Origin of the sequence: Enterobacter sp. MGH 38, assembly GCF_000492855.1 — a bacterium.
Taxonomy (GTDB): Bacteria; Pseudomonadota; Gammaproteobacteria; order Enterobacterales; family Enterobacteriaceae; genus Enterobacter; species Enterobacter hormaechei_C.
In genome coordinates, this window is sequence record NZ_KI535607.1 from 692883 (window position 1) to 715612 (window position 22730).

Below are 22730 nucleotides of genomic sequence, written 5' to 3' on the forward strand. Positions count from 1 at the left end.
ATCAACCAAACTCGCGCAGGCGATGGGCGATTTGACGGAAGATCGAATCCTGGCTGGCATCACGGTCTTTTTCACCCGTGATCACCACCGTCGCCGTGGTGCCTGCGGGCCAGAGGTTGCTCTGCTGCTCATCCAGACGAATGCGTACCGGTACGCGCTGCGCCAGACGAACCCACTCGAGGTTAGAATCGACGGTCGCCATCCCTTTTGAATCATTGGTACTGCTGGAGTTGGTCACCCCCGCGGCCACGCTGTCCACGGTTCCCTTCAGGACCCGGTTGCTGCCGAGCGGCGTGATTTCGGCGCGATAGCCCGGACGCACGCCTTCCAGCTTGGTCTCTTCCATATAGGCGAGGACGTAGAAAGAGTTCTGTTTCACCAGCGCCACGGCCGTAGAGCCGCGCGTGATAAACTCGCCCGCATAGACATTGAGGTTGGTCACCCAGCCATCGGACGGGGCGCGGATAACGGTACGTTCCAGATCGAGCTTCGCCAGATCGCGCGTCGCCTGCGCTTTTGCCAGCTGATGCAGCACGGTTTGCAGCACGTTATTGGACTGGTCAATCTCTTCCCGGGACATGGCCTGGATGCCCAGCTTGTTACGGCGTCCTGCTTCACGGCGTTTTTCAGAGGCCAGCGCGTTGTAATACGCCACGTCGGCTTCCGCTTCTTCCAGCGCTTTTTGATAGCGCGGCTGGTCGATGGTGAACAGCACCTGATCTTTTTTCACCAGTTGGTTATCGTGGACGTTGACTGCCGTAATGAGACCGGCGACATCGGGCGCTATCGCGACCACCTCCGCGCTGAAACGCGCATCGCGCGTCCACGGGGATTCGGTGTAATAAACCCAGGCGCGAAAAATAGCGATGAACGCCAGGATGACCAGCGCCATAGTGATGGCAGTGCGGGAGATTTTTCTTGTTAGCGTTTTCACATCAACCTCAGACAAACATGCGCGATATTAAATAGAACAGGCAGCAATACAGCGCGGTATTGAACAATGCAGGATGCCAGACGAAATCATAAATCCCGGTAGGGACCAGCACCTTGCGCACCAGCCAGAAGATCGCCAGTGATAAAAGAAGCTCGAAAAATATCGGTGGGAACGACAAACCGAACACCACGATAACGGGAAACAGACTCATGTTGACCTTGATTAAAGAGAGTGCAGGTTACTGGATTTTTAAGCTCGCGCCGCCGCAGGAGAGCAAGAATTGCCGGGCGAGAGTGGCGCAGCCGTTATGTAATTAATAATATATTAACGTAACTGTTATGCTGTTATCTATCATATGTGATCTAAATCACTTTTAAGCCAGAGTGAATAATGGAACGTCTAAAACGCATGTCCGTCTTTGCGAAAGTGGTTGAGCAAGGCTCTTTTACCGCCGCAGCACGTCAGCTACAAATGAGCGTCTCATCCATTAGCCAGACAGTGTCAAAACTGGAAGATGAGCTTCAGGTGAAGCTGCTCAACCGCAGCACCCGCAGCATCGGGCTGACGGAAGCGGGTAAAATTTACTATCAGGGCTGCCGTCGAATGCTGCATGAAGTGCAGGACGTTCACGAGCAACTCTATGCCTTTAACAACACGCCTATCGGCACGCTGCGTATCGGGTGTTCTTCAACTATGGCACAAAATGTTCTCGCTGCCATGACGGCGGAAATGCTGAAAGAGTATCCCGGTTTAACCGTTAATCTGGTTACGGGCATTCCGGCACCGGACCTGATTGCCGATGGGTTAGACGTGGTGATCCGCGTTGGCGCGTTGCAGGACTCTAGCCTGTTCTCGCGTCGACTGGGCAGCATGCCGATGGTGGTCTGCGCTTCGAAAAGCTACCTGGCACAGTATGGCGTGCCGGAGAAACCTGCCGATCTGAGCAACCACTCGTGGCTGGAATACAGCGTTCGGCCAGATAACGAATTTGAACTGATCGCGCCGGAAGGGCTTTCCACTAAACTGCTGCCTGAAGGCCGCTTCGTCACCAACGATCCGATGACCATCTCACGCTGGCTGGTGGCCGGGGCCGGGATCGCCTACGTACCGCTGATGTGGGTGATCAACGAGATCAACAGCGGCGTGCTGGAGATCCTCTTCCCGCGCTACCAGTCCGATCCGCGTCCGGTGTACGCGCTCTATACGGAAAAGGACAAGCTGCCGCTGAAGGTGCAGGTCTGTATTAACTATCTGACGGACTATTTTGTGGAAGTGGCGGAGCTGTTTCAGGGCATGCGGGGCAGAAGGAAAGAGTAGGCTTTTCCCCTCTCCCCGTTGGGGAGAGGGTTAGGGTGCGGGGGAAAATTTACGCCGTGCCGCCCACCGTCAGATTATCTACTTTCAGCGTAGGCTGACCGACGCCCACAGGCAGGCTCTGGCCCTCTTTGCCGCAAACGCCCACGCCGTTATCCAGCTTCAGATCGTTACCCACCATGGAAATCTGCTGCATGGCCTCAATGCCGGAGCCAATCAGGGTTGCGCCCTTCACCGCTTTGGTCACTTTGCCCTTCTCAATCAGATACGCCTCTGAGGTAGAGAAGACAAATTTGCCGGAGGTGATATCCACCTGACCGCCGCCAAAGTTTGGCGCGAAGATCCCGTAATCAACGGATTCGATAATCTCCTGCGGCGTGGATTTGCCCGGCAACATGTAGGTGTTGGTCATGCGCGGCATCGGCAGGTGCGCATAGGATTCGCGACGACCGTTACCCGTTGGCGCTACGCCCATCAGGCGCGCGTTAAGCTTGTCCTGCATGTAGCCTTTCAGTACGCCGTTTTCGATCAGCACGTTGTACTGGCCCGGCGTGCCTTCATCGTCGATAGAAATCGAGCCGCGACGGTCGAGCATGGTGCCATCATCCACCACGGTACACAGTTCGGAGGAGACAAGCTGCCCCATCTGACCGCTGAATACGGACGTCCCGCGACGGTTGAAATCACCCTCAAGGCCGTGACCGACCGCTTCGTGCAGCAGCACGCCAGGCCAGCCTGCGCCCAGAACCACCGGCAGCGTACCGGCAGGTGCCGCCACGGCAGACAGGTTGACCAGCGCCATGCGCACGGCTTCTTTTGCCCACGCATCCGCGCGCGCTTCGCCGTCAACGTCGCCGAGGAACCAGTCATAGCCAAAACGACCGCCGCCACCGCTTGAGCCGCGCTCGCGCTTGCCGTCGTCTTCAACCTGCACGCTGATAGAGAGACGCACCAGCGGGCGAACATCCGCCGCCAGGGTACCGTCCGTCGCCGCCACCAGGATCAGTTCATAAACACCGGTCAGGCTGGCAGAGACTTCCTGCACGCGTTTATCCGCCGCGCGAGCCACTTTGTCCACGCGACGCAGGATGTCGAGCTTCTCTTCGCGGCTCATGCTTTGCAGCGGGTCGATGCTGGTATAGAGCGCAGCGTGCTGCACTTCACCCAGCGTTTTCACGCGACCATCTCCGGTATCACGCACAATGGTGCGCGCGGCCTGCGCGCTCTGCTCAAGTGCGGCGAGGCTAATCTGATCGGCATAAGCAAAACCGGTTTTCTCCCCGCTGACGGCGCGCACGCCGACGCCCTGGTCGATGTTGTAAGAGCCATCTTTAATGATGCTGTCTTCTAAAACCCAGGATTCGTGATAGCTCGACTGGAAATAGAGATCGCCGTAGTCGAGGCGGCGTTCGGTCAGTTGACCAAGAATGGAGAACAGGTCCTGATGGCTCAGGCCGTTCGCTGCGAGCAAATGTTCACTTACCAGGTTCAGACTCATCTATTGCTACTCGTTCGTTGCCGCCCGGGGCGGTATAAAGATCGTATTTATTGAGAGTGAGGCAATTACCTGCCCACGTCAAATCATTGCGGTGCTTCTTTGCGCGGCTGGCGCAGCACCTCGTTAATCTGCGGTTTATCGACCGGACCGGTAATGCGATAGCGCAGAATAGAGACCTTGCTCCAGAGCGGCCCCAGCACTTTACTGGCGGCAAACACCGCCGCACCGACAATCGGGTTCACCACAAAGGCCGCCGCAACGCCCACGCTTGCGGATATTTCCGGCGCCACCACGGCTTCCATATCCAGTTCGCGACGCACGAGGTTGACCGAGCCTTTCATGGCGATATCCGCTTCCAGGCCATCCACCAGCGTATCGTCCGTATGCAGAACGCCGTCTTTGATCCACGCCGTACTGCGAATTGAATCGTAGTAGAAACCTTCGCTGAAGGTGTCGCTGAAATCGAAGCGCAGCTTGCGCAGCAGCGCATCAAAACTCAGCAGGCGCAGGATCTGCCCGGCGCGCCCCGTGCTCACGTCGGCAATCTCACCCTTACCGAAGTTGGTTTTCAGGATGCCGTTAAGCGAAGCTTCATCGGGTGTCCACGGCGCAGCGCGCCAGTGCAGATCGTAATTCACATCGAAGGACGATCCGCGAAGCGGCGTGCTAATGCCGAAGAAGTTAGCCGCGGCGTCCAGCTTATTGCCTTTAATATCGCCTTTCAGCGAGGTGCGTTGTTCACCCGGTTTGTTCACCCATTCGCCCGCGGCAGTCATGCGGCCAAAGCCGGTATCCACCAGCCCACCAGAGAGGCTCAGCGTATTTCCGTGAATGGCAAAATCACCGTCGATACGGCCATATTTCTGTCCCCACAGCCAGCACTCCGCGCAGCGCAGCTGGAGATCGGGCCAGCCGCTGAAATCCACGCGCGACGTCCCACTGCCACTGACAGGAGAAGTGCTTGTCGACTCTGCTTTAGACGCCGTAAAGGTCGGATTGTAATAGAGATAACGGATAGCCGCCTGCCATGGCGCGTGATCGCGCATGATCAACGAACCGTTGATCTCACGCCCCTGCGCCTCGACCTTTGAGCCGTTTACCGTCGGCCGGGAGACAATACTCAGGTTGTTCCACTGCTGCCCGCCCAGCGTCAGCGCAGGCGTGCGCAAGGTAATGGACTGCGGGAACTGCGCCGTTTGGTCGACGTTTTGCCCGACACCTTTCTGGAACAGTGCCAGCCACTCTGCGCCATCCATCGGCGGGAGATTCAGTTCAACGCCCGCCTGCTCCGGCAGCGGCGGCGTGGTACGGCTGTCCGTCGTCCAGATCGCCCTGTCCAGCGTCAGCTTGCGGTTAAGCAGCCAGCGGCTGTTGAAGTGGTTTGTTCCGCCCGCGTTTCCGGTTAAATCGAAGCTGTTAAGGTTGCCCGCAACCTTAACGTTGACGGGCAATGCTTCACCGCTTTTTTTATTCAGCGGCGCGGGAAGCTGGCTGCTGAGGTTTTTTAGATCGCCCGTAATGTCGACGTTATAGCGCGCACCGGCATGATAAGGCAGGTCGATGGCGACCTTGCCATTCCATGACACCGCACCGTCCACCGCATTCTCAATCGGCTTCGGCAGAACATCCATGCGTGACGGCTGCCAGTTCGCGTCCATATTGACCGCCACCTGGTAGGCTTTATCGCCCTCGGTGGTGGAGAAATCGATATTAACGGGTTGATTGAACCAGGTCGCTTTAAGCGGCTCACTTTTCAGCGTGCCGTTAACAAAGCTGAACTGACCGCTGAGGTTTTTCAGGGTGCTGTCCAGCGGCTTGATATAGAGGCTGTTGTTATTAAGGCGAACGTCGCCTTTGGCGGTGGTCAATTCACCGTCCAGCGGGATATCCAGATGTAAGCGAGCATTCACATCGCCATCTAACTGCAACTGCTGAAGGGTGGCTGCCAGGGAGTCATTCAGCGGCGTATCTTCAAAGTACGGGCCAACCGCTTTACCCGGCCCCTTAATATCCGCATCAATCAGCAGCTTCTCTTTGGAATAATCCGGGATGTTTGCCGTCAGGTTGCTTGCCGTTACGCCGCCCAGCGCGACGCTGTCCGTCTTCATCCACAAGCCGTCATTCAGGAAGTTGAGTTCAATATCCAGATTCTTCAGCGCCGGCCAGTCTGGCTGGAAGGCATAGGTGGCGTTGCGTAGCGGCACCAGAACCTGGAACTGGCCTTCGTTGTGCTTATACGGGAACAGGTGCGGGTTGCCGCCGTAGACCAGCGTGGCGTTATCCGCCTGGCCGCCCTGAATAGCGCCGCTGAGATAGTCCACCAGCGCTTTCCCCATCAGGTTTTCCGGGAAGTAGCGCCACGCCTGCGAACCGTCATCCGTGCTGATGCCCGCCAGAATACCCAGCCACGGCTCATCGCCTTCAGGCTGTAGATAACGGAAATTACCGCGGGCATGTACCGCTTTGGCTTTTACATCAATATCGCGGCCATCGAGCTGAAAACCTTTGTCATTCTTCAGCCAGTTGAGAGTGGCATTTCCCTTTTCGATCTCCAGTGGCGCACGGAAGACCGTTTCGTACGGCATTTTCGCGTCCTGCATTTCTGCCGTCAGCCTGCCGTTTTCCACGCTTCCTTCCAGTTTACCGCTGAAGTGCTCGGCACCCGGCAGCAATTTCCACTGTTTCCATGCGAGATTTTTCCATGCCGCCTGAAAACGCGTCTTTTCCGTAGCCTGGAGCGGAATATCCAGCGCCAGCCGGTTTATCTGCCCGCTCGGCTGCGTCGCCAGCCAGATTTCGCCCAGCTCCGGTGAAAGTTTTGCGGCCATTGAACGCAGCCCTTCGATCGCCGTCAGATCCAGGTTACTGGCGCGGATACGCAGCTCGTCGCTGCGTTTACCGTTTATCCCGCCGACGTCCTGTTCCGGCATCCACGCCAGCGTCAGCGCGCCGCGCGGCCAGGGTTTGTTATCCATGGAGATGCGCGTATCCGGAATGGCGAACTGCCAGCCGCCTTTATCCTGCGTCACGTGTGCGGTGAGGTTATCGACGGAAAGTTGATGCTGATGGTTTTCCCCTTTCCAGCTCGCGCCCCCCTGCTTAAGCCAGATATCGCCGCTGGCGAACGCCCCGTTCGTCAGCGTCATCCAGCCTTCCAGGCTGAAGCGCGCGGTCTCCAGCTGCATGTTCTGCTGTAGCCACTCACCGAGCCACGGCTTCACGTCCACGTCGTCCGCCTGTAGCCAGACCCTGCCGTTGTTCAGCAGGCCATTGTCGTCACGCAGATCCATCCGCACCTGCATAACCCCGTGCTGCCCGTTCAGGCTGGAGAGATTCACCTGCCCCTCGGCGCGGTGGCGATCTTTCCCGTTTAACCAGGTCAGCTGAGGGATCGCCAGCTCAGCGCGCTGACCGGAAAGAGTAATAAAGCTCACTTCGCTGTCGCGCAGATCGAAATGATCGAACTGCCGCAGGAACAGATCGCTGATACGGCTGGTTTCCAGCCCTCGATCGCTGTCGCCGCTTTGCAGCGGCGTGTTAGTCATCAGCTGAAGTTGCCAGAAGGTGAGATCGCGAAACTGCCAGCGCAGATGCAGCAGGCTTTGCCAGACATCCAGCGCCAGGGTGACGCGTTTGATTTTGAGGTGGCCGCCATCTTTCAGGCTGGCGTGGATATCCCGCGCATCTAGCGTCGGGCCAAAGTTCTGCCAGCTTGCCTCGATATGACTCACATCCACCGGCAGGCCGGTGGCGGATTCGATTTTTGCCAGTATCTGCGGACGCCAGCTGTCCAGATGCGGCAAGGCGAGACGCAGCCCGCTCACGAGCAACGCGACAATCACGACCAGCGTTGCCCCTGTAAGCAGTAAAATCCCCGGCAATCGCCTCACGCGTCTCTCCTTGTCAGCCTTAAATCTCGCAGCGAACTGCGTTTACATCATGACGACGTCAAACTGCTCCTGGTTATAGAGCGGCTCAATTTGCACTTTTACCTGTTTGCCGACAAAGATTTCCACTTCCGCCAGCGCGTGCGACTCTTCCCCTTTCAGGGCCTCCGCCACCGCAGGGGAAGCATAGACCAGAAAACGGTCTGAGTCGTAGGCATGATGGACACGGACAATTTCACGCATGATCTCGTAGCAGACCGTCTCCACCGTCTTTACCGTTCCGCGTCCATGGCAGGTTGGACACTCATTACACAGGACATGTTCCACGCTTTCGCGGGTCCGTTTCCGGGTCATTTCCACAAGACCGAGCTGCGAGAAGCCATTGATGCTGGTTTTCACGCGGTCCTTACTCAGCGCCTGCTCCAGAGAGTGCAGCACGCGACGGCGGTGATCTTCATTGTTCATATCGATAAAGTCGATGATGATAATGCCGCCCAGATTACGCAGGCGAAGCTGACGCGCGATGGCCTGCGTCGCTTCGATGTTAGTGTTGAAGATGGTGTCATCGAGGTTGCGATGGCCGACAAACGCGCCGGTGTTGATATCGACGGTGGTCATCGCTTCGGTTTGATCGATGATCAGATAGCCACCCGATTTCAGCTCAACCTTACGCTCCAGCGCACGCTGGATTTCGTTTTCAACGTCATAGAGGTCAAATATCGGCTGGCGTCCGGTGTAATGCTCCAGCAGACCCGGCATTTCCGGGATGTACTCGGCGGTGAACTCCAGTAAGGCTTCGTACGTCAGACGGGAGTCCACGCGGATGCGGTCAAGCTGGGCGTCGGCGAAATCACGTAATACGCGCTGAGCGAGCGCCAGCTCACCGTACAGCCGGTAGCGGGTCTGGTTGCGTTTTTTACGCTCCATCACTTTGGTCCAGACGCGCTTCAGGTAGGCCGCATCCGAGGCGAGATCTTCTTCGCTGATCCCTTCCGCCGCGGTACGGATAATAAACCCGCCCTGCTCGTCGCAGTAGGCGCTGACCACCTTTTTCAGGCGCTCACGCTCGCTTTCGCTCTCAATACGCTGTGACACGCCGACGTGCGACGCCCCCGGCATAAACACCAGGTAGCGTGAAGGCAGGGTGATGTCGGTGGTCAGACGCGCGCCTTTAGTGCCCAGCGGATCTTTTACCACCTGCACCATCAGATCCTGGCCCTGACGCACCAGCTCAGAGATGTCGCGCACGGCAAACTGCTTTTGCTCTTCGCCTGCCACACATTCGGTGTGCGGCATGATATCGGAGGCATGTAAAAACGCCGCCTTATCGAGCCCAATATCTACAAAAGCCGCCTGCATACCCGGCAGGACACGACTGACACGACCTTTGTAGATATTGCCTACGATTCCGCGTCGCGCTTCACGCTCAATATGAATTTCCTGAAGAATGCCACCATCAATGTAGGCCACACGGGTTTCCGATGGCGTTACGTTTACCAACAATTCAGCCGTCATAATTATCCCTTCCCTCACGCAGTGAGTTAAAATTGCTCAGCAACTCATACGTTTCCACCAGCGGTAAGCCGACTACGGCGTGATAGCTGCCATTTATCTTCCTGACAAAACAGCCACCCAACCCTTGAATACCGTATGCACCTGCTTTATCCATAGGTTCACCGCTGGCGATATAGCCGGCGATCTCCTCGTCGGTGAGGACTCTGAACGTCACTTCCGTTACCACAAGGCAATCCAGAACGTACTGGCTGTCTGCCAGCGCTACCGCCGTCATCACCTGATGGGTTTGTCCGGACATGTTACGCAGCATCCGCGCCGCATGGTCTGCGTCGCGGGGTTTCTCAAGCACCTCACCATTGAGAATGACAATGGTATCCGCACCCAGCACCGGTAAGTCACGCGGCACGCATGCCACGCCCGCCTGCGCTTTTTCACGCGCCAGACGAGAGACATACTGCTGAGCGCTTTCACCCTCAGCGCGTTTTTCTTCAATACCGGTAACGATGCGTTCGAAGGAGACACCCAACTGCGCGAGCAGTTCCTGGCGACGCGGAGAACCGGAGGCAAGATACAAAGACGTCATAGAAACCTTTTATTGCACGGCAAACTGCTGGCGAATTTTACGCATCAGCAGGAACAGCCACGGCCAGAGCACACCGTTTACTACACTACTCCAGAACACTTCCGGTCGGAAAGAGACGTTGATCACTAAAAACTCTGCCCAGAAAACAACGATATCCGCAGCGAGCGACAACAACATAACCACCAGCGCCTGTTGCCAGAGCGCAAGGTTACGAAAGAGCTGGAATTTGAGTGCGACGAGATACGCAATAATGCTCATGGATAAGGCGCGGACGCCAAGCGTAGAGCCACTGATAAGATCCAGTATGGCACCCATCACAAAACCTGTGCCGACATTTACGCGGTGCGGCAGGGCAAGGATCCAGTAGAGCAAAATGAGCAATACCCAGTTTGGCCGGAAAACAAGAATGTCGTCCGGCCAGGGCATAATTTGCAGCAACAGTGCAACGAGGAATGAGAGCCAGATTACCCAGCGCCCCTGGCTACGATAACTGGCCACTACTGCCCTCCACCCGAGACTTGCGGCGGTGGCGGCGCATCCGGCAGCGGCTGCGTTAACCCCGTCGCCGGAGCCGGTACGGGTGCAGGTGGTCCCATCGCATCCGGCGCAGGCAGTACCTGCGGCATCATCTGCATCAGGCGTTCATTCGCCACGCGATGCACATCTTCCGGGGTCATCGGGTTAGCTCCGTTACGATCGGCGCCCCATAGCAGCAGCAGGTAGCGCAAACGCTGCAAGCCGGCCGTTGGACGCGCCTGAATCACGGTGTAGGCACGCTGAGTGTCGAGCTTCACGGAAGAGACAACCGCAACCGGGTAGCCCTCAGGGAAACGACCGCCCAGACCGGACGTCACTAGCACGTCGCCCACGCGGATATCCGTGTTGGCGGGCAGATGTTCCAGTTGCAGATCGTCCGTGCAGCCGTTACCGGCGGCAATCACGCGAATATCGTTACGCAGCACCTGAATCGGCAGTGCATGGGTGGCATCGCAAATCAGCAGCACGCGGCTGGTCAGTTTGGCAACCGCCACAACCTGGCCCACGACGCCTTTATCGCTGATGACAGGCTGACCTTCGTATACGCCGTTCACGCTGCCTTTATCAATCACCACCTGATCGCTGTACGGATCGTTTACGGTGGAGATCACCTGGGTGACCATTTTCTGTTCATCCTGGCGCAGCGGCGAGCCAAGCAGTTCACGCAGGCGTGCGTTTTCCTGCTTATATTGCCCCAGCATCAGCAGCTCGCTGTTTTTCAGCAGCAGTTCCTGGCGTAACGCACGGTTTTCGAGTTCGAGCTGGTCACGCGATGAGAGCGTTTGCGACACGGAGTCGAGCAGTTCACGGGGACCATTTGAAATAAAGTAGAAAGGACTGACGGCGGTATCCATGTACGTTCGGATCTGGCTGAACGTACCGAGGCGGCTATCGGCAATAATGACCCCGAGCGCAACCAGAACCGCCAGGATCAGGCGAAACTGTAGCGACGGGCCACGGCTAAAAATTGGCTTCATAGGCTATGCGTATTCTCGCGTCAGAGAGAAAGGGTAGCAAATTGCTACCCTCTCACACCCGACTACTCTTCGCTAAACAAGTCGCCGCCGTGCATGTCGATCATTTCCAACGCCTTGCCACCACCACGGGCGACGCAAGTCAGTGGATCTTCTGCAACTACGACAGGAATACCTGTCTCTTCCATTAACAGGCGGTCGAGGTTACGCAGCAGCGCACCACCACCGGTCAGAACCATACCGCGCTCGGAAATATCGGAGGCTAGCTCTGGCGGGCACTGTTCCAGCGCAACCATCACCGCGCTCACGATACCGGTCAGTGGCTCCTGCAACGCTTCCAGGATTTCGTTGGAGTTCAGGGTGAATCCGCGTGGCACGCCTTCCGCCAGGTTACGACCGCGAACTTCGATCTCGCGCACTTCATCACCCGGGTAGGCAGAACCGATTTCGTGCTTGATGCGCTCTGCGGTCGCTTCACCGATCAGAGAGCCGTAGTTACGGCGAACGTAATTGATGATAGCTTCGTCGAAACGGTCGCCGCCGATACGCACGGAAGAGGAGTACACCACGCCGTTCAGGGAGATAACGGCCACTTCAGTGGTACCGCCACCGATATCCACCACCATAGAACCGGTTGCTTCAGAAACCGGCAGACCCGCACCAATTGCCGCAGCCATCGGTTCTTCAATCAGGAAGACTTCACGCGCACCGGCACCCTGAGCAGATTCACGGATTGCACGGCGTTCAACCTGGGTCGCGCCAACCGGCACACACACCAGCACGCGCGGGCTTGGGCGCATGAAGCTGTTGCTGTGAACCTGCTTGATGAAGTGCTGAAGCATTTTTTCGGTCACGAAGAAGTCAGCAATAACGCCGTCTTTCATTGGGCGGATCGCGGCGATGTTGCCCGGCGTACGGCCCAGCATCTGCTTCGCATCATGACCTACTGCGGCCACGCTTTTTGGCGAGCCGGCACGATCCTGACGAATGGCCACTACGGAAGGCTCATTCAATACGATGCCTTGTCCTTTTACATAAATAAGGGTATTCGCGGTACCCAGGTCAATGGACAGGTCATTGGAAAACATGCCACGAAATTTTTTCAACATACTAAGGGATAATCCTGAAAGCTGGGGCGGAAAACAAAATCCGCTTACTTTACCAACCACACGCAGCAGCGACAAGGCGCAAAAATCGTCTGCTACGGTGAAAATTAGTGCAGCACGTTTCCTTTGTTACAAATTCATCCCCTGAATCCCTCAGGGCTGAGTAAACAGCAGCGTCCCTCACTTTCACTTGTAACCCATTAAAGGTCGTTCACTGGCTTTTATGCTCGTCTTACTCAAAGCTACAGGCGCGATATTCTACGTGAAAACAAAGTAAACGGCAGGTCAAACAGAGTATCTTTGCAAATATTTTTTCACATTGGTGTCAAGCGGCTGAGAGGCGGCAAAAAAATCCCCCTGACCGCCCGTCACGCCGCGCTCTGTCAACATCTGCCATTCACTTCGTGAACGTACGCCTGTGGCAAATACTTGCGTTTGCGTTCCTTTGCACGCTTCCACCAGGCTTTGTACCAGCAGCTGGTTTTCCGTGCGTTTTTCAATATTCCTTACCAGACCCGGATGCAGCTTCAATAATTCAACATCCAGCTCTTTGATCCAGCTGGTGCTCACCAGCGTCAGACCCGCCTGGGTTACCGCCACGCGAGCTCCAAGCGCATTGATTAAACGCACCACCGGGCGCAACCGGCTGATGTGTTGACCTACATCTGCCTCTGCAAGTTCAAAAATAATGCGTTTGCGTTGCGATTTTTCGCATTGCATTAACGTGTCACGTAACCAGCGCTGGAAGCGCGGACGGATCAGCGATTCGACGGTCACCTGTAAAGCCAGATTTTCTTCAGGCCAGTACGATAAAAACGGAATGAGGCGGGTGATTTGCTGACGGTCATACTCTTCGGACAATCCGAATTGCAACACCATGGGCAGATATTCCGCGGAGATAACCTCTTCGGTGCCATCAAAAATACGGCACATCAGCTCACGATGATGGACATGACCACTCTTCATGACCGCCGGTTTTTGATAGATGCGCGGTCCGCCCCGGCTCAGCATCTGTTCAATCAGGGTTCGCCAGCGCACGTTGCCGCGCCCTTTCTCCGGCAGCGTATCATCATAGACCGCCCAGCCGTTCGCCCCCTGCAATACGGCGTTACGCGTTGCCGCTTCCGCATGTTCCATCACCTGCTCCGTCGACTGACCGCCGCGCCAGGCACAGATGCCTATATGCACCATGTCGTCTCTGTCGAGCATTTTGCTCTGGGGCAGCGCATCGACGGCTTTCAGCAGCTGACTGGCGATACTCTCGGATTCCTTTAAGGTGCGATGCGGCAGCAAGACGGCAAAGTCGCTGCGGTGGTAGCGTGCCAGTAACGCGCCGGGGTAGCGCATAATAAAGGTGGACAGCAGGTTAATCAGCGTAAAGAGATTCTCTTCCGCCACGCGCTGACCCCAGGTATCACGGAGCAGATCAAAGTCGGGCAGGCGAATCATCATTACCACGCCATGCGTGCCCACCTTTTCGGGGTCATCAAGAAGCGTAGCCAGCTGATTATCAAAGAAGAGACGGTTGTTGAGGCCCGTTTTGTTATCCTGCGCGGCATAAGAGCGAATCAACGTGTCCATACGGCTACGCTGATCGCTGGCAAACTGGATTTCGGAGAGCAGCACGTCCAGGGCGCTACTGGTGCGTGATGGCCATTCATAAACCGATCCCCGCACCTGCGGACCCCGCTCGCCATTCAGTATCCGCACGGAGCGTGTTTCCAGCAGTTCCTGGCCGGAAAGTTGACGACGCTGCCAGCGAACGGCGAGGAAAATCAGCAGTACGATAAAAGCAACGGCGATGGTTAAGGGCGCGGTGGTCATAAGCGAGCGTAAATAGTTGCTCATCGGATCCTGGTACATCAGATGAATTGTCATACCCGGATGTTTAAGTGAATTAACCGTGACGTCCCGATACTGATCTACCGTGCCGGCAGGACGATAGCTGCCCTGGCGGGTATGGCTGAAAACGGTCTGCTTCCCCTGTTTAATGTCGATCTGCACTATATCCACAGGCACCATTAACTCATCCAGCTCACGCGAAAGCGCCGGGAAGGAGGACGTTATCAGGCGAGTGTCGATAACCGATGCAACCGATTCAACCCGGTTAACCAGCTTATCCTGGATGGCATTGTAAAAGCTCAGCGAGCAGCCGATTAGCGTGACAAATATAGTCAGCCCCGTCAGCAAGGTAATAAAAGCTGAGAACTTCGTCGTTAATCGCATCCTTGAGATTACTCCGTGGGTTGAAGGGGGGCAAGTGAGCACTAACTTGCATTTTAAATGCGACATACTACCAAACCTGGTGTATCTGGCAATTTATTGCGTTAAATCGGCACTGCGTTTCATAGAGCGAGTATAGTCATCAGGACATATTTTCCCATCATCAAACCTAGTGAGGACCCTGTATGCAGGCTTTGATCTTAGAACAGCAGGACGGCAAAACCGTTGCCTCGGTGCAAGCCATTGAGGAGAACCGCCTGCCGGAGGGCGACGTGACCGTAGATATCGACTGGTCCAGCCTGAACTATAAGGATGCACTGGCGATTACGGGAAAAGGTAAAATCATCCGAAATTTCCCGATGGTGCCAGGAATCGACTTTGCAGGCCGCGTGCATACCAGTGAAGATCCGCGTTTTCACGCCGGACAGCAGGTGCTGCTCACCGGCTGGGGCGTAGGTGAAAACCACTGGGGCGGACTGGCAGCACAGGCGCGCGTCAAAGGTGACTGGCTGGTCCCGATGCCGAAAGGCCTGGACGGTCGTAAGGCGATGATCATCGGCACGGCAGGCTTCACCGCCATGCTGTGCGTGATGGCGCTGGAAGAGGCCGGGATTTGTCCTGACTCGGGCGAAATTGTCGTCACCGGCGCCAGCGGCGGCGTGGGCAGCACGGCCGTCACGCTGCTGCACAAGCTGGGGTATCAGGTCGCCGCCGTCTCTGGCCGCGAAAGTACGCATGATTATCTACGTCAGCTGGGCGCAAGCCGTATTCTGAGCCGCGACGAATTCGCCGAGACCCGCCCGCTGGAAAAACAGGTCTGGGCTGGCGCAGTAGATACCGTCGGCGACAAAGTGCTGGCGAAGGTGCTGGCGCAAATGAATTACGGCGGCTGCGTGGCGGCCTGTGGTCTGGCGGGTGGTTTTGCCCTGCCGACGACGGTGATGCCATTTATTCTGCGTAACGTGCGTCTTCAGGGTGTCGATTCGGTCATGAGCCCAGCCGAGCGGCGGGCTGCGGCCTGGGAACGTCTGGTGCAGGATCTGCCAGCCTCATTCTATGAGCAGAGCGCCACTGAGATCACCCTGAGCCAGGCGCCAGAGTTCGCCAATAAAATCATGGACAACCAGTTCCACGGTCGTGCGCTGGTTAAAATCGCCTAATCTTCAAATTTTCGTGACATATTCGCGCTAACCCTCCTCCTCCGTCATGCTTAGAAAAACGCCTGACGGAGGATGCCATGAAAACCCGAAAACTGACGGAAGCCGACGTAACGTCTGAATCTGTCTTTATGCTACAGCGCCGCCAGATCCTGAAAATGCTTGGCATCAGCGCCACTGCCCTGACGCTCACCCCTGCGGCCCATGCCGATCTGCTCGACTGGTTTAAGGGCAACGATCGCCCGAAAGCCCCCTCCGGCGCACCGCTTGACTTCACCAAACCGGCACAGTGGCAGAATAAACTGACGCTGACGCCGGAAGATAAAGTCACCGGCTATAACAACTTCTATGAGTTTGGTCTTGATAAGGCCGATCCTGCCGCCAACGCCGGGAGCATGAAAACCGATCCCTGGACGCTGAAGATAGATGGCGAGGTGGCAAAACCGCTGACGCTGGATCATCATGACCTCACCACCCGCTTCCCCCTTGAAGAACGCATTTACCGTATGCGCTGTGTGGAAGCCTGGTCGATGGTGGTGCCGTGGGTAGGTTTCTCTTTGCATAAACTGCTGGCGCTGGTTGAGCCCACCAGCAACGCGAAGTATGTTTCTTTCCAGACGCGCTATGCCCCGGACGAGATGCCAGGCCAGAAGGATCGGTTTATCGGCGGCGGGCTGGAGTATCCCTACGTTGAAGGTTTACGTCTCGACGAAGCCATGCATCCGCTTACGCTGCTCACCGTCGGGGTTTATGGCAAAGCGCTGCCGCCGCAAAACGGGGCGCCCATTCGCCTGACCGTACCGTGGAAATACGGTTTCAAGGGGATCAAATCGATCGTCAGCATTAAGCTCACCCGTGAACGCCCCCCCACCACCTGGAACCTGGCAGCGCCTGACGAGTATGGTTTTTTTGCCAACGTTAACCCGCACGTTGACCATCCGCGCTGGTCGCAGGCAACAGAACGTTTTATCGGTTCCGGCGGCGCGCTGGATGTTAAACGCCAGCCAACGCTGCTATTTAACGGCTATGCGGATGAGGTGGCATCCCTCTACCGTGGTCTGAACTTACGGGAGAACTTCTAAGTGCGTTTAACGGCAAAGCAGATAACCTGGCTGAAGGTACTCCTGCATTTAGCCGGATTGCTCCCCTTTATCTGGCTCTTCTGGGCAGCCAGCCAGGGACAGTTCAGTGCCGATCCGGCGAAAGATATTCAGCATTTTACGGGTCGGATGGCTCTGAAATTTTTGCTGGCGACCTTGCTCGTCTCACCGCTGGCGCGCTACGCTAAACAGCCATTATTGATACGCACCCGTCGGCTTTTAGGGCTATGGTGTTTCGCCTGGGCAACGCTGCATCTCACCAGCTACGCCCTGCTGGAACTGGGCATTAATAACCTGGCACTCCTTGGCAGCGAACTGGTGACGCGTCCCTATCTGACGCTGGGTATCGTAAGCTGGCTGGTTTTACTGGCGCTGACGCTGACATCCACGCAGTATGCGCAGCGAAAATTGGGTCGACGCTGGCAACTACTGCATAACTTCGTCTATCTGGTCGCGATCCTCGCCCCTATTCATTACCTGTGGTCGGTGAAGATTTTATCCCCTCAGCCGGTCATCTACGCCCTGCTGGCCCTGGCCCTTTTAGCGTGGCGTTACAAGAAGTTCCGCCAGTGGTTGCGATAGTTCACGAAACTGTGCGTTTTCCCGCAGATTATTTATCAACCGCGAATCTTTTTCGGATAGCGGTTGATAATCTTCCCTGATAAGACCAGTATTTAGCTGCCAAATGCTACGAAATCGTTATAATGTGCGACTTCGGTTTTCCGGACAGGGGTTTTAGGCCTCTGAAAGGGTGACAATTGCGCTTTGAGGGTATATGTTGTTTTTTACCCGAAGATCGCAGGAGATAGCGGCATAATGGCTGATAAATTCCAAATTTTAGTTTTAAACGGACCGAACCTGAACATGCTCGGCACCCGTGAGCCAGAGAAGTACGGCACGCTAACATTGAGCGAAATTGTTAACCGTCTGAGTACGGAAGCAGCGTCGCTGAATGTGGATTTGGACCATTTTCAGTCTAACGCGGAGTACGCAATCATCGACCGTATTCATCAGGCTAAAGACACTGTGGACTATATCCTGATCAATCCGGCCGCGTTTACGCACACCAGTGTTGCTATACGCGACGCACTGCTCGCGGTGAGTATCCCGTTTATCGAGATCCACCTGAGTAACGTGCACGCCCGAGAGCCGTTCCGCCACCACTCCTACCTGTCAGATATCGCCGCTGGCGTGATTTGTGGGCTGGGTGCAGACGGCTATTCATACGCTTTACAGACAGCGGTAAAACGCTTGTCACAATCACACTAAACAAGAGTACGGAACCCACTCATGGATATTCGTAAGATTAAAAAACTGATCGAGCTGGTTGAAGAATCAGGCATCTCCGAACTGGAAATTTCTGAAGGCGAAGAGTCTGTACGCATCAGCCGGGCAGCCCCAGCCGCTAGCTTCCCGGTAATGCAGCAAGCTTATGCTGCGCCAGTGCAGCAGCCTGCGCTCTCCGCAGCCGTTGCGCCAGCGGCAGCAGAAGCGGCACCTGCGGCTGCAACAGAAATCAGTGGTCACATCGTACGTTCCCCAATGGTTGGTACTTTCTACCGCACCCCGAGCCCGGACGCGAAGGCGTTCATCGAAGTGGGTCAGAAAGTCAACGTAGGCGATACCCTGTGCATCGTTGAAGCCATGAAAATGATGAACCAGATCGAAGCAGACAAATCAGGTACTGTGAAAGCGATCCTGGTCGAAAGTGGTCAGCCGGTAGAATTTGACGAGCCGCTGGTCGTCATCGAGTAACGAGGCGAACATGCTGGATAAAATTGTTATCGCCAACCGTGGCGAGATTGCACTGCGTATTCTTCGTGCCTGTAAAGAACTGGGCATCAAGACCGTGGCCGTGCATTCAAGCGCGGATCGCGATTTAAAACACGTATTGCTGGCGGATGAGACGGTCTGTATCGGTCCGGCTCCGTCCGTAAAAAGCTATCTGAACATCCCGGCGATCATCAGCGCCGCCGAAATCACTGGCGCGGTCGCGATTCACCCGGGTTATGGTTTCCTCTCTGAGAACGCCAACTTTGCTGAGCAGGTTGAACGCTCTGGCTTTATCTTCATTGGCCCGAAAGCTGACACCATTCGCCTGATGGGTGACAAAGTGTCTGCCATCACCGCGATGAAAAAAGCTGGCGTGCCAACCGTACCGGGCTCTGACGGCCCGCTGACCGACGATATGGATGCTAACCGCGCCCATGCTAAACGCATTGGCTATCCGGTGATCATCAAAGCGTCCGGCGGCGGCGGTGGTCGCGGTATGCGCGTTGTACGCAGCGATGCTGAACTGGCGCAGTCCATCTCCATGACCAAAGCGGAAGCGAAAGCGGCTTTCAGCAATGACATGGTGTACATGGAAAAATACCTGGAAAACCCACGCCACATCGAAATTCAGGTGCTGGCTGACGGTCAGGGTAACGCGATCTATCTGGCAGAACGTGACTGCTCCATGCAGCGTCGTCACCAGAAAGTCGTCGAAGAAGCGCCAGCGCCGGGCATTACGCCGGAACTGCGTCGCTACATCGGTGAGCGTTGCGCCAAAGCGTGTGTCGATATCGGCTATCGCGGGGCGGGTACCTTTGAGTTCCTGTTCGAAAACGGCGAGTTCTACTTCATTGAGATGAACACCCGTATTCAGGTTGAACACCCGGTTACCGAAATGATCACCGGCGTTGACCTGATTAAAGAACAGCTGCGTATCGCAGCCGGTCAGCCGCTGTCCATCAAACAGGAAGAAGTTGTGGTTAAAGGCCATGCGGTAGAGTGCCGTATCAACGCCGAAGACCCGAACACCTTCCTGCCAAGCCCGGGTAAAATCACGCGTTTCCACGCGCCGGGTGGCTTTGGTGTGCGCTGGGAGTCCCATATCTACGCCGGTTACACCGTACCGCCGTACTATGACTCAATGATCGGTAAGCTGATCTGCTACGGCGAAAACCGTGACGTGGCCATTGCCCGCATGAAGAACGCCCTTCAGGAGCTGATCATCGACGGGATCAAAACTAACGTTGATCTCCAGATGCGCATTATGAGCGACGAGCACTTCCAGAATGGTGGGACTAACATCCACTACCTGGAGAAAAAACTCGGTCTGAACGAGAAGTAAGAGATCAGTGTTGCTAAAAGGCCGGATTATCCGGCCTTTTTTATTTCTGGGGATCGCTAAGCCCCATCATGTACAATCCCCGCTTTCTTCATCCACAAGGGACAAAAAATGGACAAACGTTTTGTTCAGGCCCATAAAGAAGCGCGCTGGGCGCTGTGGCTGACCCTTCTCTATCTCGCCGCATGGTTAGTAACTGCTTACTTACCTGATTCGGCGATTGGCATTACCGGCCTCCCGCACTGGTTTGAAATGGCCTGCCTGCTGCTGCCGCTGGTGTTTATCCTGCTGTGCTGGGCGATGGTGAAATTCATCTATCGCGATATTTCACTGGAGGACGATGATGCAGCTTGAAGTCATTCTGCCCCTTATCGCTTACCTGTTCCTGGTGTTTGGCCTGTCGGTTTATGCGATGCGTAAACGTTCGACCGGCACCTTTCTGAACGAGTATTTCCTCGGGAGCCGCTCAATGGGTGGCGTCGTGCTGGCCATGACGCTGACCGCTACTTACATCAGCGCCAGCTCGTTTATCGGTGGCCCGGGCGCCGCTTATAAGTACGGGCTGGGCTGGGTACTGCTGGCCATGATCCAGCTGCCTGCCATTTGGCTCTCTCTGGGCATACTGGGTAAAAAGTTTGCCATTCTGGCCCGTCGCTACAATGCCGTAACGCTGAACGATATGCTGTTTGCTCGCTATCAGAGTCGCTTGCTGGTATGGCTGGCAAGCCTGAGTCTGCTGGTGGCGTTTATTGGCGCAATGACGGTGCAGTTTATCGGCGGCGCACGTCTGCTGGAGACGGCAGCCGGTATCCCCTATGAGACGGGCCTGGTCATTTTCGGTGTGAGTATCGCGCTGTATACCGCGTTTGGCGGGTTCCGCGCCAGCGTACTCAACGACACGATGCAGGGGATGGTGATGCTCATTGGCACCCTCGTTCTGCTGGTGGGTATCGTGCATGCCGCAGGGGGCCTGAGCCATGCGGTTGAAACCCTGGAAGCGATCGATCCGAAACTGGTCTCGCCGCAGGGGGCGGATGATATCCTCTCTCCAACCTTTATGACCTCGTTCTGGGTGCTGGTGTGCTTTGGCGTGATTGGCCTGCCGCATACTGCCGTGCGCTGCATCTCATATAAAGACAGCAAAGCGGTGCACCGCGGGATCATTATCGGGACAATTGTGGTGGCGATCCTGATGTTTGGTATGCACCTGGCGGGCGCGCTGGGCCGCGCGGTGATCCCTGACCTTACCGTACCGGATCTGGTCATTCCGACCCTGATGGTGAAAGTGCTTCCGCCGTTTGCCGCCGGGATTTTCCTCGCCGCACCCATGGCGGCCATTATGTCGACCATCAACGCTCAGTTGCTGCAAAGTTCCGCTACGATCATTAAAGATCTCTATCTGAATTTGCGCCCTGAACAGGTCGAAAATGAGCGACGCCTCAAGCGTATGTCGGCGGTGATTACCCTGGTGCTGGGGGCGTTACTGTTGCTGGCCGCGTGGCGTCCACCGGAGATGATCATCTGGCTAAACCTGCTCGCCTTTGGCGGGCTGGAGGCCGTTTTCCTGTGGCCGCTGGTGCTGGGGCTGTACTGGGAACGCGCGAATGCCGCGGGTGCATTAAGCGGCATGATTGTCGGGGGCGTCCTGTATGCCGTTCTCGCCACGTTTAAAATTCAGTATCTGGGCTTCCATCCGATCGTGCCTTCGTTACTGTTAAGTTTACTGGCGTTTGTGGTGGGAAACCGTTTTGGTCGACCGGTGCCACAAACTGCCCTGATTTCTACTGACAAATAAAGAGTTTTGCCATGCCGTGGATCCAATTAAAACTGAACACAACCGGCGCGAACGCCGAAGAACTGAGTGATGCGCTGATGGAGGCCGGTTCGGTCTCTATCACCTTCCAGGACACGCATGACACGCCGGTCTTTGAGCCGCTGCCAGGCGAAACGCGCCTGTGGGGTGATACGGACGTTATCGGCCTGTTCGATGCAGAAACCGATATGAAAGAGATCGTGGCGATTCTGGAAAACCATCCGCTGCTGGGCGCGGGTTTCGCGCATAAAATTGAACAGCTGGAAGACAAAGACTGGGAACGCGAGTGGATGGACAACTTCCATCCGATGCAGTTTGGTCAGCGTCTGTGGATCTGCCCAAGCTGGCGTGAAGTGCCCGATGAAAACGCCGTCAACGTGATGCTGGATCCGGGTCTGGCGTTCGGCACCGGTACCCACCCGACAACCTCCCTGTGCCTGCAATGGCTGGATGGCCTGGATCTGGAAGGCAAAACCGTGATCGACTTCGGTTGCGGATCCGGGATCCTTGCTATCGCAGCACTGAAACTGGGCGCGGCAAAAGCCATTGGGATCGACATCGATCCGCAGGCGATTCAGGCCAGCCGTGATAACGCCGAGCGTAATGGCGTTTCCGATCGCCTTGAACTGTATCTGCCCGATGCACAGCCAGAGGCGATGAAAGCCGATGTGGTGGTCGCGAATATCCTGGCTGGCCCATTACGCGAGCTGGCGCCGTTAATCAGCGTGCTGCCGGTTGAAGGCGGTCTGCTGGGCCTGTCCGGTATCCTTGCCAGCCAGGCAGACAGCGTCTGTGAAGCCTACGCCGATCTCTTTGCGCTCGACCCGGTGGTCGAGAAAGAAGAGTGGTGTCGCATCACCGGTCGTAAAAAATAAGCGTTTGGCGTGGTCGTCTGACCACGCCTTTTCCCTTCGGTTTTTTCTCCCGCCTTCTTCCTTTCTTCGATAAAATAACCCCACAAATCACAATGTTAATTA

General features: G+C 56.1%; 20 protein-coding genes. 10 read left to right on the forward strand and 10 right to left on the reverse strand.

The window, feature by feature from the left end; all coding sequences use genetic code 11:
- Position 1: 1 nt before the first annotated feature.
- Positions 2 to 934 carry a p-hydroxybenzoic acid efflux pump subunit AaeA gene (aaeA, locus tag L384_RS17605; protein ID WP_003860417.1) on the reverse strand — a complete coding sequence of 311 codons (933 nt, stop codon included), beginning with the start codon at positions 932 to 934 and terminating at the stop codon, positions 2 to 4.
- Between the two features lie 7 nt (positions 935 to 941).
- Positions 942 to 1145 (reverse strand): p-hydroxybenzoic acid efflux pump operon protein AaeX, encoded by a 204-nt coding sequence (gene aaeX, locus L384_RS17600; protein WP_003860416.1) that lies wholly within the window; start codon positions 1143 to 1145, stop codon positions 942 to 944.
- Positions 1146 to 1324: 179 nt separating this feature from the next.
- On the opposite strand from aaeX, the gene aaeR reads away from it, so the two are divergent.
- Positions 1325 to 2251 carry an HTH-type transcriptional activator AaeR gene (gene aaeR / locus L384_RS17595; protein ID WP_003860415.1) on the forward strand — a complete coding sequence of 309 codons (927 nt, stop codon included), beginning with the start codon at positions 1325 to 1327 and terminating at the stop codon, positions 2249 to 2251.
- A gap of 49 nt (positions 2252 to 2300) precedes the next feature.
- Here the strand turns inward: aaeR and tldD are convergent, their stop codons facing one another.
- From tldD to csrD, 8 genes are all read right to left on the reverse strand, one after another.
- Complete coding sequence (gene tldD / locus L384_RS17590) at positions 2301 to 3746, reverse strand: metalloprotease TldD (RefSeq protein WP_003860414.1); 1446 nt, start codon at positions 3744 to 3746, stop codon at positions 2301 to 2303.
- Positions 3747 to 3829: 83 nt separating this feature from the next.
- Positions 3830 to 7636 carry an AsmA2 domain-containing protein YhdP gene (yhdP, locus tag L384_RS17585; protein WP_023323803.1) on the reverse strand — a complete coding sequence of 1269 codons (3807 nt, stop codon included), beginning with the start codon at positions 7634 to 7636 and terminating at the stop codon, positions 3830 to 3832.
- A gap of 42 nt (positions 7637 to 7678) precedes the next feature.
- Entirely contained in the window at positions 7679 to 9148 is a 1470-nt protein-coding gene (gene rng / locus L384_RS17580; protein WP_003860405.1) for a ribonuclease G, read from the reverse strand.
- Positions 9138 to 9731, reverse strand: coding sequence for a Maf family protein (locus tag L384_RS17575; RefSeq protein WP_003860403.1), 594 nt, complete (start codon positions 9729 to 9731; stop codon positions 9138 to 9140). The genes rng and L384_RS17575 overlap by 11 nt, the downstream gene beginning before the upstream one ends.
- Before the next feature lie 9 nt (positions 9732 to 9740).
- The gene (mreD, locus tag L384_RS17570) at positions 9741 to 10229 is read right to left on the reverse strand and encodes a rod shape-determining protein MreD (protein ID WP_003860402.1); all 489 of its coding nucleotides are present in this window, start codon (positions 10227 to 10229) and stop codon (positions 9741 to 9743) included.
- Positions 10229 to 11245, reverse strand: a complete 1017-nt coding sequence (gene mreC, locus L384_RS17565) for a rod shape-determining protein MreC (protein WP_003860400.1) — start codon at positions 11243 to 11245, stop codon at positions 10229 to 10231. Before mreC ends, mreD begins: the two co-directional genes overlap by 1 nt.
- A gap of 62 nt (positions 11246 to 11307) precedes the next feature.
- Complete coding sequence (gene mreB, locus L384_RS17560; RefSeq protein ID WP_000913396.1) at positions 11308 to 12351, reverse strand: rod shape-determining protein MreB; 1044 nt, start codon at positions 12349 to 12351, stop codon at positions 11308 to 11310.
- A gap of 282 nt (positions 12352 to 12633) precedes the next feature.
- A complete protein-coding gene (gene csrD, locus L384_RS17555; protein WP_003860399.1) occupies positions 12634 to 14574 on the reverse strand; it encodes an RNase E specificity factor CsrD in 1941 nt (646 codons plus the stop codon).
- A gap of 182 nt (positions 14575 to 14756) precedes the next feature.
- Here csrD and L384_RS17550 point away from each other — a divergent pair, with 182 nt between their 5' ends.
- The 9 genes from L384_RS17550 (at position 14757) to prmA (ending at position 22628) form a co-directional block, all read left to right on the forward strand.
- Positions 14757 to 15731, forward strand: coding sequence for an acrylyl-CoA reductase (NADPH) (locus tag L384_RS17550; protein ID WP_023314920.1), 975 nt, complete (start codon positions 14757 to 14759; stop codon positions 15729 to 15731).
- 77 nt (positions 15732 to 15808) lie between these two features.
- Complete coding sequence (gene msrP, locus L384_RS17545; protein WP_023323804.1) at positions 15809 to 16810, forward strand: protein-methionine-sulfoxide reductase catalytic subunit MsrP; 1002 nt, start codon at positions 15809 to 15811, stop codon at positions 16808 to 16810.
- Positions 16811 to 17410, forward strand: a complete 600-nt coding sequence (gene msrQ, locus L384_RS17540) for a protein-methionine-sulfoxide reductase heme-binding subunit MsrQ (RefSeq protein WP_003860393.1) — start codon at positions 16811 to 16813, stop codon at positions 17408 to 17410. It abuts the gene before it with no gap.
- Positions 17411 to 17644: 234 nt separating this feature from the next.
- Positions 17645 to 18097 carry a type II 3-dehydroquinate dehydratase gene (gene aroQ / locus L384_RS17535; RefSeq protein ID WP_003860391.1) on the forward strand — a complete coding sequence of 151 codons (453 nt, stop codon included), beginning with the start codon at positions 17645 to 17647 and terminating at the stop codon, positions 18095 to 18097.
- A gap of 21 nt (positions 18098 to 18118) precedes the next feature.
- On the forward strand, positions 18119 to 18583 hold the full coding sequence (accB, locus tag L384_RS17530) for an acetyl-CoA carboxylase biotin carboxyl carrier protein (protein WP_003860389.1): 465 nt from the start codon (positions 18119 to 18121) through the stop codon (positions 18581 to 18583).
- Positions 18584 to 18593: 10 nt separating this feature from the next.
- Entirely contained in the window at positions 18594 to 19943 is a 1350-nt protein-coding gene (accC, locus tag L384_RS17525; protein WP_003860388.1) for an acetyl-CoA carboxylase biotin carboxylase subunit, read from the forward strand.
- Positions 19944 to 20051: 108 nt separating this feature from the next.
- Entirely contained in the window at positions 20052 to 20294 is a 243-nt protein-coding gene (locus L384_RS17520) for a YhdT family protein (protein WP_003860385.1), read from the forward strand.
- A complete protein-coding gene (gene panF, locus L384_RS17515) occupies positions 20284 to 21735 on the forward strand; it encodes a sodium/pantothenate symporter (RefSeq protein ID WP_023323805.1) in 1452 nt (483 codons plus the stop codon). The genes L384_RS17520 and panF overlap by 11 nt, the downstream gene beginning before the upstream one ends.
- A gap of 11 nt (positions 21736 to 21746) precedes the next feature.
- On the forward strand, positions 21747 to 22628 hold the full coding sequence (prmA, locus tag L384_RS17510; protein ID WP_023323806.1) for a 50S ribosomal protein L11 methyltransferase: 882 nt from the start codon (positions 21747 to 21749) through the stop codon (positions 22626 to 22628).
- Positions 22629 to 22730 lie beyond the last annotated feature (102 nt).